At 66.7% G+C, this 14731-nt stretch carries 17 protein-coding genes; all 17 read right to left on the bottom strand.

What is annotated here, in order from left to right:
- Window position 1 precedes the first annotated feature (1 nt).
- Window positions 2-553, bottom strand: a complete 552-nt coding sequence (locus tag HNP02_RS25440) for a histidine phosphatase family protein (protein ID WP_184443295.1) — start codon at window positions 551-553, stop codon at window positions 2-4.
- Window positions 550-1356, bottom strand: coding sequence for a CbtA family protein (locus HNP02_RS25435; RefSeq protein ID WP_184443293.1), 807 nt, complete (start codon window positions 1354-1356; stop codon window positions 550-552). The genes HNP02_RS25440 and HNP02_RS25435 overlap by 4 nt, the downstream gene beginning before the upstream one ends.
- A gap of 20 nt (window positions 1357-1376) precedes the next feature.
- Complete coding sequence (locus HNP02_RS25430) at window positions 1377-1592, bottom strand: CbtB-domain containing protein (protein ID WP_184443291.1); 216 nt, start codon at window positions 1590-1592, stop codon at window positions 1377-1379.
- A gap of 150 nt (window positions 1593-1742) precedes the next feature.
- Window positions 1743-2114 carry a YbjQ family protein gene (locus HNP02_RS25425; RefSeq protein WP_184443290.1) on the bottom strand — a complete coding sequence of 124 codons (372 nt, stop codon included), beginning with the start codon at window positions 2112-2114 and terminating at the stop codon, window positions 1743-1745.
- A 114-nt stretch (window positions 2115-2228) separates the two neighbouring features.
- Window positions 2229-4796 (bottom strand): ATP-dependent Clp protease ATP-binding subunit, encoded by a 2568-nt coding sequence (locus tag HNP02_RS25420; protein WP_184443288.1) that lies wholly within the window; start codon window positions 4794-4796, stop codon window positions 2229-2231.
- A gap of 276 nt (window positions 4797-5072) precedes the next feature.
- A complete protein-coding gene (gene lsr2 / locus HNP02_RS25415) occupies window positions 5073-5414 on the bottom strand; it encodes a histone-like nucleoid-structuring protein Lsr2 (RefSeq protein ID WP_184443497.1) in 342 nt (113 codons plus the stop codon).
- A 110-nt stretch (window positions 5415-5524) separates the two neighbouring features.
- Window positions 5525-6985 (bottom strand): lysine--tRNA ligase, encoded by a 1461-nt coding sequence (gene lysS, locus HNP02_RS25410; RefSeq protein WP_309241694.1) that lies wholly within the window; start codon window positions 6983-6985, stop codon window positions 5525-5527.
- A gap of 246 nt (window positions 6986-7231) precedes the next feature.
- Entirely contained in the window at window positions 7232-8047 is an 816-nt protein-coding gene (locus HNP02_RS25405) for a type III pantothenate kinase (protein WP_184443284.1), read from the bottom strand.
- A 4-nt stretch (window positions 8048-8051) separates the two neighbouring features.
- Window positions 8052-8459 carry an aspartate 1-decarboxylase gene (gene panD, locus HNP02_RS25400; protein WP_184443283.1) on the bottom strand — a complete coding sequence of 136 codons (408 nt, stop codon included), beginning with the start codon at window positions 8457-8459 and terminating at the stop codon, window positions 8052-8054.
- Window positions 8459-9403 carry a pantoate--beta-alanine ligase gene (panC, locus tag HNP02_RS25395; protein ID WP_184443281.1) on the bottom strand — a complete coding sequence of 315 codons (945 nt, stop codon included), beginning with the start codon at window positions 9401-9403 and terminating at the stop codon, window positions 8459-8461. The genes panD and panC overlap by 1 nt, the downstream gene beginning before the upstream one ends.
- Window positions 9400-10359 carry a DUF2520 domain-containing protein gene (locus HNP02_RS25390; protein ID WP_184443279.1) on the bottom strand — a complete coding sequence of 320 codons (960 nt, stop codon included), beginning with the start codon at window positions 10357-10359 and terminating at the stop codon, window positions 9400-9402. Before HNP02_RS25390 ends, panC begins: the two co-directional genes overlap by 4 nt.
- A 57-nt stretch (window positions 10360-10416) precedes the next feature.
- On the bottom strand, window positions 10417-11814 hold the full coding sequence (locus tag HNP02_RS25385; protein WP_184443277.1) for a DUF6779 domain-containing protein: 1398 nt from the start codon (window positions 11812-11814) through the stop codon (window positions 10417-10419).
- Window positions 11815-11890: 76 nt separating this feature from the next.
- The gene (locus HNP02_RS25380; protein ID WP_184443275.1) at window positions 11891-12364 is read right to left on the bottom strand and encodes a DUF3180 domain-containing protein; all 474 of its coding nucleotides are present in this window, start codon (window positions 12362-12364) and stop codon (window positions 11891-11893) included.
- Complete coding sequence (gene folK, locus HNP02_RS25375; protein ID WP_184443273.1) at window positions 12364-12879, bottom strand: 2-amino-4-hydroxy-6-hydroxymethyldihydropteridine diphosphokinase; 516 nt, start codon at window positions 12877-12879, stop codon at window positions 12364-12366. The genes HNP02_RS25380 and folK overlap by 1 nt, the downstream gene beginning before the upstream one ends.
- Window positions 12876-13253, bottom strand: a complete 378-nt coding sequence (folB, locus tag HNP02_RS25370) for a dihydroneopterin aldolase (protein WP_184443271.1) — start codon at window positions 13251-13253, stop codon at window positions 12876-12878. The genes folK and folB overlap by 4 nt, the downstream gene beginning before the upstream one ends.
- Window positions 13246-14055 (bottom strand): dihydropteroate synthase, encoded by an 810-nt coding sequence (gene folP / locus HNP02_RS25365; protein ID WP_184443496.1) that lies wholly within the window; start codon window positions 14053-14055, stop codon window positions 13246-13248. Before folP ends, folB begins: the two co-directional genes overlap by 8 nt.
- A gap of 50 nt (window positions 14056-14105) precedes the next feature.
- A complete protein-coding gene (gene folE, locus HNP02_RS25360; protein ID WP_184443270.1) occupies window positions 14106-14714 on the bottom strand; it encodes a GTP cyclohydrolase I FolE in 609 nt (202 codons plus the stop codon).
- Window positions 14715-14731: the final 17 nt, after the last annotated feature.

Raw genomic sequence — 14731 nt, 5'->3', positions numbered from 1 at the left:
TTCAGCCCGTTGACCGCAACGTCCACGCCTGCCCGCGGAAGTGCAGCACGGTGTGACTGGCCGGTCCAACGTCGATGCGCCAGAACGATCTTGGCGGCGCATCGAGCACCACCAGGATCGCCGCGCGGATAACCGAAGGGTGGGTGACGGCGACCAATCGGCCGCGGTGGCCGCTGACCGTGTCCAGCCAGCCGCGGACCCGACCGATCAGGTCGACCACCGACTCGCCGCCGTGCGGCGCCTGCGCGGGTTCGGTCAACCACACGGCAAGGTCGGCGGGCGGTACCCCGCCGAGGACGGCGCCGCGCCAGGCGCCGCAGTCGAGGTCCGCCAGCTGCGGATCGGTCCTGGCCCGCAGGCCGAGCAGTTCGGCGGTCTGGCGGGTCCGCTTCTCGGGTCCACACAGCGCCAAGTCGACGGGCCCGAGTTCGACGGTGGCGTCCACCTGGCGGTGGCCGACGGCGTTCACGGACTCGTCGATGGGAAATCGTCCAGCCGCCATGGCGTCCGTCATGGCATGCGACACCAGGGTCAGCCTGACGACTTCACTCACGCAGTGACGGTAGCCTCCGCCGCGTTTCGCCTGCCGTCCAGCATCTTCGAGATCAGCGCAGCGAACACCAGGCCGATGGTCGTCCAGATGATCAACTGCGTGGTGAACGTGTAGAGGCGGAACTCGTACATGTCGATCGCCGGGAACCCCGGGAACACGATTACTCCTGCGCCGTCGACGATGGGGCCAGGGGTTTCGCTAATCGTCGGCAGGATCAACATCACGACGAACACCGCGACGAGGTACGCCGCGCCGCCGACGAGCGTCGCGTTCCACGCGCCGAGTTTCGCGGCCAGTTGGCGCCCGAGGTACACCGCGGCGACCATCAGGATCGCGGAGAGGCCCACCATCAGCAGGTAGAGCAGCGAGCGTTGAAAGATGGTCGCGTCGTCACTCGTCGCAGGAGGATTCGGGGGGTACTTCAGGGCAGGCACGATCCACAGTGAGATCAGCATGCCTGCGGCCACCAGCACCGAAAGAACCCGTGCCGACACGTTGCCGACCCGGCCGTAGGCGACCGCGAAGACCACCGCGAACAACGCGCTCACCGCGATGCTGAAGAGCACAACGCCGAAGCCCATGCCAATGGTCGACTGAATGCCACGGCTGAACAGCTCACCGCCCTCAGCGTGACTGTGGCCGCCTGCGGCCATCTCCATGGCCTGGTGTGCAGCGGCCGTGCCATCCTCGAAATCGATGGCACGACCGATGACCGGCTCCAGGAAGATCTTGGCGAAGACGAACGCCAGAACGCCTGCGACGGCGCCGGCCAAGAGGCCGCGCCCGATTATTTGCTTTTCCATTTCGTTGGCTCCTCCGGCCGTCAGTGGCAGGGGAAGCCGAGGAGGTGGCGGGCGTCGTGAACGAACTCGTGGATGTACATGTTGTCGCCGAACACCGAGGTTGCACCCTGGTCCACGCCGACGAAGTACAGCACCAGCAGTGCTAGGAAGGCGGTGCCTGCTAACCAGATCGCGGCCTTGGTGGCCGACAGATCGAGGGCAGGAGCGGCGCTCCGCTGAGCGTCAGAAGTGGTCATGTCGATTCCTTTCGGGAATTCGCGTCCCGTATCAGATGGTGACGCCGTCGGGTCTGACTATTCACAGTGGCGCGACCGTTCTGGATTTCCACCAGGATTCCTGCGTGCGTCGATAACGCAAGCATCATAGGCAGAGCGGATCGACGAAGGTTAGGTTCCGCCGCCGTAGCCCAGCTGCTGGGCGGTGTACTTGGCACCATCGGTCACCGGCACGGCCTGCACCGCGGTGCCGTAGGCGCAGATCTCAGTCCACACGTCACCCAGTTCGGTGGTGTCGAACCGCATCGCCACGATCGCGTTTCCGCCGCGGGCACGGGCTTCGGTGATGAGCCTGCCCATCGCCTCGTTGCGGCTCTCCGCGAGGTTCTTCGTCATGCCCTGCAGTTCGCCGCCGAACATGGACTTGAACCCGGCGCCCATCTGCGCGAAGGCATTTCGCGATCGAACGGTCAGACCGAACACCTCGCCGCACACGCGCTGGATCTCCCAGCCGGGAAGGTCGTTGGTGGTTACTACCAGCATGATGCGGGCCCTTCTAGGGATTCGATGGGTTGCTCGGTGAGGATATCGCCCACGCAAAGGGCCCCCGACGAATGTCGGGGGCCTTCGCGTGTACTGCTGTTATTCGGTGGCCTGTTATTCGGTGGCCGTGGCCGTCGTCGTGCCAGCCGAGCCGGGCGCGCCGGCGAGGGCTGGGTCGGCACCCGCTTCGGCGTCCGCGGAGACGCGCTTGTTGCCAACGAACGTGAACACCGCATCCTCGATGTTGGCGGCCTCGCCGTCCCAGTTGTCCACGTCGACGGTGATGAGCTGACCCGCTCCGATCTCGTCGAACAGGATCTTCTCCGAGAGCGCGTCCTCGATCTCGCGCTGGATGGTCCGCCGCAGCGGGCGGGCACCCAGCACCGGGTCGAAGCCGCGCTTGGCCAGCAGCGCCTTCGCCTTGTCCGTCAGCTCCATGGTCATGTCCTTGGCCTTGAGCTGCTTGGACACCCGGCCGATCATCAGATCGACCATCGTGATGATCTCTTCGCGCGTCAACTGGTGGAAGACGATGATGTCGTCGATGCGGTTGAGGAACTCCGGCCTGAAGTGTTTCTTCAGCTCGTCGTTGACCTTCTGCTTCATCCGCTCGTAGTTGTTCTCGCCGCCGCCCTGGGTGAAGCCGAGCCCGACCGCCTTGCTGATGTCGGAGGTACCCAGGTTCGACGTGAAGATCAGCACGGTGTTCTTGAAGTCGACCGTGCGACCCTGACCGTCGGTGAGACGGCCGTCCTCGAGCACCTGCAACAGGCTGTTGTAGATCTCCTGGTGCGCCTTCTCGATCTCGTCGAACAGGACGACCGAGAACGGCTTGCGCCGCACCTTCTCGGTGAGCTGGCCACCCTCTTCGTAGCCGACGTACCCGGGAGGGGCGCCGAACAGCCGCGAAGCGGTGAAGCGGTCGTGGAACTCACCCATGTCGATCTGGATGAGGGCGTCGTCGTCGCCGAACAGGAACTCGGCGAGCGCCTTGGACAGCTCAGTCTTACCGACACCGGACGGGCCGGCGAAGATGAACGAGCCCGACGGTCGCTTCGGATCCTTCAGGCCTGCGCGCGTACGCCGGATGGCCTTCGAGACCGCCTTGACCGCGTCCTCCTGGCCGATGATGCGCTTGTGCAGCTCATCCTCCATGCGGAGCAGGCGCGTGGTCTCGGCCTCGGTCAGCTTGAACACGGGGATGCCGGTCCAATTGCCGAGCACCTCGGCGATCTGCTCGTCGTCGACCTCGGCGACCACGTCGAGATCGCCTGAGCGCCACTGCTTCTCCCGCTCGGCGCGCTGACCGACGAGGGTCTTCTCGCGGTCCCGAAGGTTGGCCGCCTTCTCGAAGTCCTGCGCGTCGATCGCGGATTCCTTCTCCCTGCGCGCGTCGGCGATCTTCTCGTCGAACTCGCGCAGGTCTGGCGGTGCGGTCATGCGGCGGATCCGCATCCTGGCGCCGGCCTCGTCGATCAGGTCGATCGCCTTGTCCGGCAGGAACCGGTCGTTGATGTACCGGTCGGCCAGGGTGGCCGCGGCCACGATCGCGCCGTCGGTGATGGACACCCGGTGGTGCGCCTCGTAGCGGTCGCGCAGACCCTTGAGGATCTCGATGGTGTGCTCTACGGTCGGCTCACCCACCTGGACGGGCTGGAAGCGTCGTTCCAGGGCGGCGTCCTTCTCGATGTACTTGCGGTACTCGTCGAGGGTGGTGGCACCGATGGTCTGCAGTTCGCCACGGGCGAGCTTGGGCTTGAGGATCGAGGCCGCGTCGATGGCGCCCTCAGCGGCTCCCGCGCCGACGAGCGTGTGCAGCTCGTCGATGAACAGGATGATGTCGCCGCGGGTGTTGATCTCCTTGAGCACCTTCTTGAGGCGCTCCTCGAAGTCACCGCGGTACCTCGAGCCGGCAACCAGCGAACCGAGGTCGAGGGTGTAGAGCTGCTTGTCCTTCAGCGTCTCCGGGACGTCACCGTGGACGATTGCCTGAGCGAGACCCTCGACGACGGCGGTCTTGCCGACGCCGGGCTCGCCGATCAGCACCGGGTTGTTCTTGGTGCGCCGGCTGAGCACCTGCATGACCCGCTCGATTTCCTTCTCGCGGCCGATGACGGGGTCGAGCTTGCCCTCCATTGCCGCCGCGGTCAGGTTGCGGCCGAACTGGTCGAGCACCAGCGACGTCGACGGGTTGCCCGCCTCGCCGCCACGGCCGCCGGTTCCCGCCTCGGCAGTCTCCTTGCCCTGGTAACCGCTCAGCAGCTGGATGACCTGCTGGCGCACCCGGGTCAGCTCGGCGCCCAGCTTGACGAGGACCTGGGCGGCGACGCCCTCACCCTCGCGAATCAGGCCGAGCAGAATGTGCTCGGTGCCGATGTAGTTGTGGCCGAGCTGCAGCGCCTCGCGCAGGCTCAGCTCGAGGACCTTCTTGGCCCGCGGGGTGAAGGGGATGTGGCCCGACGGCGCCTGCTGGCCCTGGCCGATGATCTCCTCGACCTGGCTGCGGACACCTTCGAGAGAGATGCCCAGCGACTCCAGCGACTTGGCGGCTACGCCTTCACCTTCGTGGATCAGCCCAAGGAGGATGTGCTCGGTGCCGATGTAGTTGTGGTTCAGCATCCTGGCTTCTTCTTGCGCCAGGACGACGACGCGACGTGCGCGGTCCGTGAAGCGTTCGAACATCGGTGGTTACCTGCTCTCCATAGGTAGCGCAGCTCTTGGAACAGCCCCGTACGGCGTACCGTGCTCTGCACCTGCCGTCCACTCTAATGGGCGGCGGCCCGGGGTGCGGCGCCTGTCCCTGGCTGATCCAGGGCCTCGGCGCCACGCATCCCACGCTGCAAAGAGACCAACGCCTGGTAGGCGTCAAACGTTTCCGCTGTGGACGCCAATGAGTTCGCCGCTAGCGAAAGCGCGTACCGACCCGGATTCGAACGCCGGGTCCTTGGCAACGTTTGCCTACGTTGCCGCGTGAAAGGCGTCGATGACGTCGGCCGGAATGCGCCCGCGGGTGGACACATTGTGTCCATTACGGCGTGCCCAGTCCCGAATGGCGGCGCTCTGCTCCCGGTCGATGGAGGCCCGGCCACGGCCGGAACCGGCTGATCGGCCTCTCCGGCGGCCACCGACGCGGCGGCCTGCCTCGACCCATTGCTTCAGTTCGTTTCGGAGCTTTGCGGCATTCTTGGACGAAAGGTCGATCTCGTAGCTCACGCCGTCGATCGAAAATTCAACGGTCTCGTCGGCAGCACCTTCACCGTCGAAATCGTCGACCAAGGTGACGGTCACTTTTTTCGCCATTACTTCACACTGACCCTTCTGCCTGGGAACGCAGTCGTTTTGATCCCGAACCCACCACAATGCTGACATAGGAACGCAAGCCATTCAACAAGTGATGCAATCTCGGGAGATCAGTTGCCGTGTCTGCGTACTATCGGGAACAATACCGTCTCTCTAATCGACAGTCCCGTCAGGGCCATCAACAAGCGGTCGATACCCATTCCCGTGCCCGTGGTCGGTGGCATCGCATACTCCAATGCGGCGAGAAAATCGTCGTCGAGAAGCATTGCCTCGTCATCACCGGCGGCTGCCGCGCGGGCTTGGGCTTCGAATCGTTCCCGTTGAATCACGGGGTCGATCAGTTCGGAATAGCCGGTGGCCAACTCGAACCGTCGCACATACAGATCCCACTTCTCGGTGACGCCGGGAATGCTGCGGTGCGATCGTGTGAGAGGCGTGGTCTCGATGGGGAAGTCGCGGACGAAGGTCGGCGCCCAGAGCGTCTCCCCCACGGTGTGTTCCCAGAGTTCCTCGATCAATTTTCCATGGCCATAACCGCGGTCGCGCGGAATCTCGACGCCCAATCGGTCTGCAATCGACCACAAGTGGTCGGCAGGTGTGTCGGGGGTGATCTCCTCACCCAGTGCCTGCGACAGTGAGGGATACATTTCGACGGTGGCCCATTCTCCGTCGAGATCGTAGGTGCTGCCGTCGGGCAGTGGCACCTCTCGCGTGCCAATCGCCTCGTCGGCGACCTCCTGAATTATCTCGCGCGTGACGATGGCGGAATCGTCGTAGGTTCCGTACGCCTGATATGTCTCCAGCATCGCGAATTCCGGAGAATGCGTGGAATCCGAACCCTCGTTTCTAAACACCCGATTCAACTCGAAGACCCTCTCGAAACCGCCCACCAAGCACCGCTTGAGGAACAACTCCGGTGCGATCCGAAGGAAGAGATCGGCATCGAGGGCATTGGAGTGCGTCACGAATGGCCTGGCGGCAGCACCGCCGGCGAGTGTCTGCAACATCGGAGTTTCGACTTCGAGGAAGCCCCGCCGCTCGTATGCCGAACGCACCGCGCGCACGACTGCAATCCGTTGACGTGCGATGGTCCTGGCCTCCGGTCGCACGATCAGGTCGACATACCGTTGCCGGACGCGCGATTCCTCGGTCATCTCCTTGTGCGCGACGGGAAGTGGTCGCAGTGCTTTCGAGATGATTTGCCAGGAATCGGCAAGCACAGACAATTCTCCGCGCCGCGAACTGATCACCTCACCGTGCACGAACACGATGTCGCCCAGGTCGACGTCGGCCTTCCAGGCGTCGAGTGATTCGGCGCCAACCTTGTCGAAACTGACCATCGCCTGCAGCTGGGTGCCGTCACCTTCCTGCAGCGTCGCGAAGCAGAGCTTGCCCGAGTTTCTGGCAAACACGACGCGGCCCGCGAGACCGACGCTCTGCCCGGTCTCCGTGCCTGCAGGCAGATCGGGGTAGTTCTTGCGGATCTCTGCGAGGGTGTGCGTGCGCGCCACCTCGACGGGATACGGGTCCTTGCCGTCGGCCAGCAGCCGCTCACGCTTGGCCTGGCGGATCCGGAACTGCTCGGGAAGGTCGGGGTCGGATGTCGCGGCCGGGGCCGCTCCATCTGATGTCGCGGCCGGGGCCGCTCCGGCGGCGGACGGCGTATCTGCTGAGCTCACGACGTGCCAGCTTAAATGAAGTTCACGTGTGCCGAATTCGCCGCGTCGCGCATGGCCACGCTTCTAATTCCGCGAGCAGACGGAAATGGCCCTGATCCGTGCCAGTTGAGGGCATTTTGTGTCTGCTCGCGGAAGAAGTTAGCGGGCTTGTTTGAGCTTGCCGCGCTGAATGTCGCGGTTGCGCTCGAACACCAGGCGCAGGCCGTTGAGCGTGAGGTGCTTGTCGTAGTGCTCGACGGTGCGCAGGTCGGGCAGCACCAGCGGCGCGGTGTGCCCGGTGGCCACCACTGCGACGTCGTCACCGCCGAAGCCGTCGACGTCCTCGCGCACTCGGCTCACCAGTCCGTCGACGAGGCCCGCGAAGCCGAACACCGCGCCGGCTTGCATGCACTCGACGGTGTTCTTGCCGATGACCGACCGCGGCCGGGTCAGCTCGACACGGCGCAGCGCCGCCGAGCGCGCCGCTGCGGCGTCCGACGACACCTGCACGCCTGGGGCGATCGCACCGCCGAGGAACTCGCCCTTGTGCGACACGACGTCCACGCAGATGGACGACCCGAAGTCGACGACGATCGCCGCCGAGTGAAACCGCTGGAACGCCGCGAGACAGTTCACGATGCGGTCGGCGCCGACTTCCTTGGGGTTGTCGACGAGCAGCGGGATCCCAGTCCGCACGCCGGGTTCGATGAGGACGTGCGGCACCGATGGCCAATACTGTTCGAGCATCACGCGGATCTCGTGCAGCACCGACGGCACCGTGGACAGACCGGTGGCGCCGGTCAGCCGCTCGGCGTCGTCGCCGATCAGTCCGTCGATGGTGAGGGCCAATTCGTCTGCGGTGACCTCGGATTCGGTGCGGATCCGCCAGTTCTGCACGACCTTGGCGTGGTCGCCGGAGCCCTCGACCAAGCCGACGACGGTGTGGGTGTTGCGGACGTCGATGGCTAGCAGCACGGCGTTACCGCGGCGACATCAGGTCGGCTGCATCAGCAGGTACGAAGGCGAGATCGTGACCGAAGTCGATCTGCCGATTCTGCCCGTCCACGAAGACCACCCTCGGCTGGTAGGCGCGGGCCTCGGCGTCCTCCATCGATGCGTACGCGATGAGGATGACCAGATCTCCTGGATGCACCAGATGCGCTGCCGCGCCGTTGATCCCGATCACACCACTGCCCCGCGCACCGGTGATGGCGTAGGTCACCAACCGGTTGCCGTTGTCGATGTCGACGATGGTCACCTGCTCACCCTCGAGCAGATCGGCGGCGTCCATCAGATCTGCGTCGATGGTGACCGAGCCGACGTAGTGCAGATCGGCCTGCGTCACCGTGGCCCGGTGGATCTTGGACTTCAACATGGTTCGCAACATCAATTCCTCCAAGGTAATTCGTGGTTCTGGTCCGACTCGACCCGGGAGTGCCCGTCGATGCCGGCCGATGCGCCGATGTCTATTGCGATGTTGTCGAGAAGCCTGGTCCGACCCAGACGCGCCGCCACCAGCAGCCGGGCCACTCCCTCGACGGGCGCCGGGCCCAGCCAGGTATCGCGGACCTCTAGATAGTCCACGTCGATGGCGGGTACCTCGACGAGCACCGCGCGTGCGGCCTCCAAGGCCTCGGACGCTCCCCGCGACGCTCCGTACATGCCTGCGAGCAGAGCGGCCGATAGCGCGCCTGCCTGTTCCCTCTGCACCTCGTCGAGGTACCGATTGCGCGACGACATGGCCAGGCCATCCGGTTCACGCACGATCGGCACGGCGACGATCTTCACGTCGACGTCGAGGTCGTCGACCATCTGCCGCACCAGCACCAGTTGCTGGTAGTCCTTCTCGCCGAAGAACGCGCGGTCGGGCTGGACGATCTGGAGCAGCTTGAGAACGACCGTCAGCATTCCGGCGAAATGCGTTGGCCGGGAACCACCTTCGAGTTCGGCTCCGAGCGGCCCCGGCATGACGGTGGTTCTCTGGCCGTGCGGGTACATGTCGGCGACGGTCGGCGCGAACACGACCTCCACGCCTTCGGTGCGCAACAGGGCCAGGTCGTCGTCGAGCGGGCGCGGGTACGCAGTGAGGTCCTCGCCCGCGCCGAACTGCAAGGGGTTGACGAAGATCGACACCACCACGACCGCACCCTGAACGCGCTTGGCCGCCCGTACCAGCGTCAGGTGGCCTTCGTGCAGCGCACCCATCGTCGGCACCAACACGACGCGCCGTCCAGTGGTCCGCAGCGCGCGCGACACGTCGGACACGTCCTTGGGACGCGTGTAGACGTTGAGCTCCCCCGCGGTGAACTTCGGTGGCCTGCGGGCGGTCACGGCTGCCCTCCTGACGTCGACGGTTCGGCCAACGCGGCGAACACGTCGGCTGGAGCGTGCGCGCGCTGGGCGGTACGCAATGAGTTGGTTCGATATGCCTGCGCCAGTTCGGGATCCAGTTCGCGAAGAGCCCGCAGGTGCGCGGTGACGGCGGCCGCGTCGCCCCTGGCGACGGGTCCGGTGAGGGCGGCCTGGCCGCGCCGCAATGCGTTCTCCACCGACGCGCGGGCCAGCGGGCCGATCACGCGCTCGGCGAGGCCACCCGGCTCGTCGCCGACCAACTCCTGGCCGAGCAGCCCCTGTCCCCTCAGCGCACCGCGCAGTGCCTCGACGGCGTCGAGCAGCACGGTGATCACGTGGTTGCCCGCGTGCGCAAGCGCCGCGTGGTACAGCGCACGGACATCCTCGGGTACCCGGAAGGGTTCGCCGCCGATCTCGAGCACTAGTGACTGCGCGATGGCGTACCCGACCTCGTCGGCGGCGGTGACGCCGAAGCACGCGTCGGACAGTCGGACGATGTCTTCGTCGGAACCGGTGAACGTCATCGCAGGGTGAATGGCCAGTGGCACGCAGCCCTGTTCGGTGAGCGGGTTCAGTACGGCGATGCCTGCGGCGCCCGCGGTGTGCGCGACGATGGCACCCGGCCGCACCGAGCGGGTCGCGGCCAGCCCGGACACCAGACCAGCGAGTTCGGTGTCGGGAACGGCCAGCAGCAACAAATCCGACCGGCGGGCGACCTCGTCCACCGCGAGCACCGGGGTGTCGGGCAGCCGGCGTTCGGCACGCTGGCGTGACGCCTGTGAGATGGCACTGCACGCAACCACGACGTGCTCGGCACGCTCCAATGCCAGACCAAGGGCCGTACCCACCCGACCGGCGGACACGATGCCGACGGCAAGCCGAGCCGGACGGAATCCGTTGGGGGTCCCCACTGCAGACGACCTCGCTGACGTCATGAGCTAATTCGTTCCAGTCCCGCGCTGCGGGTACCGGACGGTCGTCAAGAGATTAACTCATTCCTCGCGACGTCGACGCCGGCCGCCGCCCGTCGACCCGACCTGCAAACGTGCCAGCAATTCGGATAGTGGCTGGCCACCGATGTGCTGGCCGTCGTCCGGCTCCAGTTCTTCGAGCCCACGGTGACGTGCAGCACGTTCTGACTCGGACGGCTGAGGGGGCGGTGGCTGCGGCGCGGGTGGCGGGGCCAACGTCGGTGCGTGCTGGCGTCGGCCGGGGTCGACGTCGGCGGGCGCGGAGTGCCTCGCGCGCCGCGGGGCTTCGGTTTCGGTTGAGGCTGCGTCGGAGTGGCGACCTCGTGGCACCTCGGCGGGCGGCGGCGTCATCGCAGGCTCGGGCGTGGGCGCCTCGGGCGGCGGCTCCGGTGTGGCAGGTTCTGAATGCGCGGACGAGCCGTTCTCGGCCACCTCGGACAGCCAGTTGCTCCCGGGATTGCCCGCAGGGATGAACTGCCCCTCCGCGGGCGCCGGACGCCAATCCGGGTCACCGCCCAGGCTGTGGCGTCGGGCAGGCTCGGGCTCCTGCCACGGCTGCTGGGCAGGCGCCGCAGCTGGTGGCGGCGGCGGTGGCGGTGGCGGTGGCGGAGTCGGCCGGGGCGGCGACTCAGGCATCAACCACGGCGACTGGACCTCGGGCTCGGGGGCACGCGGCGGCTCGGGCGACGGCTGCCAGCCGCGCAGTGCGGGGTCCATCTCCGACGGTCTGCGGTGTGCACCGCCGGGAACGACCTGCGGCGCCCATTCGTGTTCCGGTGGATGCGGCTCTTCCGGCACGTCGATGATGGGGCTCTCTTCGGTGTTGGGATCGGTGTCGTCCCGGTCGTCGGTGTCGAGCCGGCTGCTGATCACCCTGCCTGGCCCCGGATCGCTGCGCTCCCGGCCTGCGGGCCCATCCTGGGCGTTCGACCAGTCCGGGAAGGTATGGACGCTGGTGCGTTCGGTCTCGATCGCCGGGCGATGCTGCAGGTCGGTGTCGAAGATGATCTCGAGGTTGGCGCGCAGCGCGGCCAACTCGGCACGCAGGCTGGCCACCTCGTCGGCCCGCTCGGCACGCAGCTCCGAACTGAGCTCCCGCCTGAGTTGAGATTCGACGGACAGTTCGTATTCGCGCCGCGCGGATATCTCGCGGTCGAGTTGCAAGTCGTAGACCAATTTGAGGTCCCGCGCCTTGGCCTGATCCACATCGGACTGACGCCGATAGATGAACGACACGAACGCCGCAGCCACCGCGGCCCATAGCGCGATGATGACGGCAAGCTTGAGTAACTCAACCCGATTGGTGAACACCAGGGCGGAGCTGGCCACGATCGCGAACACCAGCAACGTCGTCAGCAGAACCCATCCCGGCCTGCGGTTTCCACGCCGAGGGCGTGGTCCACGGGTCGGTTCGGTCATGGGCCGACTGTACCCGTCACAGGTCACCCAGCGTGTCGACCACCGCGGCGATTCGGCCTTCTACCGGCGGCGTTGGCTACTCGGGTACGCCGTCGGGGTTCTCCGGCTGGTCCTCGGGACCCTTGCAGCAATGCTGGAGCCAGAGGGCGGCGATCACCAGCGCCAGTGCACTCACCGCCGCCACCACTGCGCCCGCCGTGTTCTCCGCTGCGGCCTGCACGTCGAGCCGCGGGATCAGGTACGCCAACACTCCGAACCACCAGCCGAGCGCAAGCGCGCCCACCCACGCCGATGCCTTCGCGATCGTGACCGAACGCGCGACGGCCAGCGGATGCAGCCGGCCAGGACCAGGGCCGATCTTGCCGTTGTTGATCTTCGATCGGATGTAGAACGCCCAGCCCCCCTCGGCCGCGGCGACCGCAAGCAGAGACAACCCGGTAGCGACGGTGATCGGCGGGAACCATCGGTGAAGCCCGTACACCAGGACGTACCCGATGATCGCGGCGCCCACCGTCGCCGCCGTCAGATCACGTACCCGGGTCGGCTCCATCAGGTCACCAGTACCAGGTCGGTGCGACGCACCCCGTCGCGGTCGGCCGGGTCCAACGCGTCCAGCAGATCTGCGACGGATCGCGCCTGGCCGCCGACCGTGAGCGTGGCGGCGGCGTCCACCGCGAGCCACGGGACGAGGACGAAGGCGCGCTCGTGCGCGAACGGGTGCGGCAGGGTGAGCGCCTCGTCGTCGGACCGCACCTCGGTCGCGCCGGCATGGCAGGTGACCACGTCGACGTCGAGTGTGCGTGGGCCCCAACGCTTGTCGCGGACCCGCCCGCTGGCATTCTCGATTTCCTGGCCGCGTTCCAGCCAGCCGTGACAGTCAAGGGCGTCGTCGTCGGCCACGACGACCGCATTGAGGAACGGGCCCTGTTCGACCCCGCCCCACGCGTCCGTCTCGTAGACCGGTGACACCGACCGGACGGCATCGCCGAGCCCGTCGACCACCGACTGCAGCAGCGCCAGCCGATCGCCGAGGTTGGACCCGATCGACAAGACCACTCGACTCATGCGTCACTCCGGCCGCGCCGCGACCGCCGCGCGACGACGGCAACGTCGTTGAACGTCAAGGGGATCGGCGCGCTTGGCTTGTGCACGACGACCTCGACGGCGTGCACCCGCTCGTCGGTCATCGTGCCCTCGGCGATCTCGGCGGCCACGGTCTCGATCAGGTTGCGCGGCGGCCCAGCCACGACGTCGGCCGCCCGCTTGGCGAGTACTCCGTAGTCGAGCGTGTCGACGAGATCGTCGCTCGCCGCCGCAGCAGCGAGGTCGATCCACACCGTGATGTCGATGACGAAGTCCTGGCCGTCCCGTCGTTCGTGTTCGAACACGCCGTGATTGCCCCGAACAGTCAAGCCGCGCAATTCGATTCGATCAGTCACTAGCTTCACCGCCCCACGCCTCGACGACCTTGATCGCGTCGACGCTCGCCCCTACGTCGTGCACCCGCACACCCCACACCCCGTGTTGAGCGGCCAGTGCGGAGATCACCGCGGTGGCGGTTTCCCGGCCTGCCGGTTCCCGCGGCGTTCCGTCGGGGGCGGCCAGCAGCGCCCCGAGGAAGCGCTTGCGGGACGCACCGACCAGCACGGGGATCCCCGTCGCGACCAACTGCGGCAGCGCGCGTAGCAGCGACCAGTTGTGCTCGGCGTTCTTGGCGAAACCCAGTCCCGGATCGATGATCAGCTGAGCGGGGTCGACCCCGGCCGATATCGCGGCGTCCACGCTGCGCAAGAGTTCGGTGCGGACGTCGGCGACGACGTCGCCGTACTCGGGCGCCTGGTGCGGCCGAACATCCGCGCTGACCGAGCGCCAGTGCATCAACACCCATGGCACCCCCGCGTCGGCGAGCAACGGAGCCATCGCCGGATCGGCCATGCCACCGGAGACGTCGTTGACGATCCCAGCGCCGTTCTCAAGCGCGGCCCGTGCCACGTCTGCGTGCATCGTGTCGATGCTGACCGTGATCCCTTGCCCAGCAAGCTCTTTGATCACCGGTATCACCCGGGCCGTCTCGATGGCCGCGTCGACGCGGGTGGCACCGGGGCGGGTGGACTCACCGCCGACGTCGATGATCGCCGCACCGAGTGCCGCCAACGCCAGACCGTGCTCGACGGCGCGATCGCGGTCGAGGAAGAGCCCTCCGTCGGAGAAGGAGTCGTCGGTGACGTTGACGACCCCCATCACCAGCGTGGCGAGCGAAGCGACGGGGTTTGAGGTGGTCCGCGTCGGGCTCACCTCCGCAGGATGAGATCCAGCGCCTCGGATCGCAACGTCGAGTCGGTCTTGAATTGCCCACGCACCGCCGAGGTCGTGGTGGTGGCCCCCGGCTTGCGGACGCCTCGCATCGCCATGCAGAGGTGTTCGGCCTCGACGACGACGATGACGCCACGGGGATCGAGCTTGCGCATCATCGCATCGGCAACCTGCCCCGTCAGTCGCTCCTGCACCTGCGGCCGCTTGGCGTAAAGGTCCACCACCCTGGCGAGCTTGGACAGGCCTGTGATCCGGCCGTCCACCCCGGGGATGTAGCCGACGTGCGCCACACCGTGAAAGGACACCAGGTGGTGCTCGCACGTCGAGTACATCGGGATGTCCTTGACCAGCACCAGTTCGTCGTGCTCCTCGTCGAACGTCGTGTTGAGCACGTCGTCGGGATCGACGTAGAGGCCGGCGAACATCTCCCGGTACGCCCTTGCCACCCGCGCCGGGGTGTCGACCAAGCCTTGGCGCTCCGGGTTCTCTCCGATGGCGATCAGCAGCTCGCGCACGGCGGCTTCGGCTCTGACCTGGTCGAACTCGGGGAGGGTGAGCGTGGCCGGATCGATCTGCGACCGCGTCATCTGGTGGCTCCGTTCGT

This window comes from Mycobacterium sp. AZCC_0083 (assembly GCF_014202335.1).
In the GTDB taxonomy this organism is placed as follows: domain Bacteria; phylum Actinomycetota; class Actinomycetes; order Mycobacteriales; family Mycobacteriaceae; genus Mycobacterium.
This window is presented reverse-complemented; position numbering and strand designations above follow the sequence as displayed.

Coding starts and splice junctions, on each gene's coding strand:
- HNP02_RS25385 (WP_184443277.1), bottom strand. CDS start 11,814: ATGACCGAACCGACCCGTGGACCACGCCCTCGGCGTGGAAACCGCAGG.
- HNP02_RS25380 (WP_184443275.1), bottom strand. CDS start 12,364: ATGGAGCCGACCCGGGTACGTGATCTGACGGCGGCGACGGTGGGCGCC.
- folE (WP_184443270.1), bottom strand. CDS start 14,714: ATGACGCGGTCGCAGATCGATCCGGCCACGCTCACCCTCCCCGAGTTC.
- HNP02_RS25425 (WP_184443290.1), bottom strand. CDS start 2,114: ATGCTGGTAGTAACCACCAACGACCTTCCCGGCTGGGAGATCCAGCGC.
- HNP02_RS25390 (WP_184443279.1), bottom strand. CDS start 10,359: ATGACGTCAGCGAGGTCGTCTGCAGTGGGGACCCCCAACGGATTCCGT.
- lsr2 (WP_184443497.1), bottom strand. CDS start 5,414: ATGGCGAAAAAAGTGACCGTCACCTTGGTCGACGATTTCGACGGTGAA.
- HNP02_RS25435 (WP_184443293.1), bottom strand. CDS start 1,356: ATGGAAAAGCAAATAATCGGGCGCGGCCTCTTGGCCGGCGCCGTCGCA.
- panD (WP_184443283.1), bottom strand. CDS start 8,459: ATGTTGCGAACCATGTTGAAGTCCAAGATCCACCGGGCCACGGTGACG.
- HNP02_RS25420 (WP_184443288.1), bottom strand. CDS start 4,796: ATGTTCGAACGCTTCACGGACCGCGCACGTCGCGTCGTCGTCCTGGCG.
- folP (WP_184443496.1), bottom strand. CDS start 14,055: ATGGGGGTCGTCAACGTCACCGACGACTCCTTCTCCGACGGAGGGCTC.
- HNP02_RS25430 (WP_184443291.1), bottom strand. CDS start 1,592: ATGACCACTTCTGACGCTCAGCGGAGCGCCGCTCCTGCCCTCGATCTG.
- folK (WP_184443273.1), bottom strand. CDS start 12,879: ATGAGTCGAGTGGTCTTGTCGATCGGGTCCAACCTCGGCGATCGGCTG.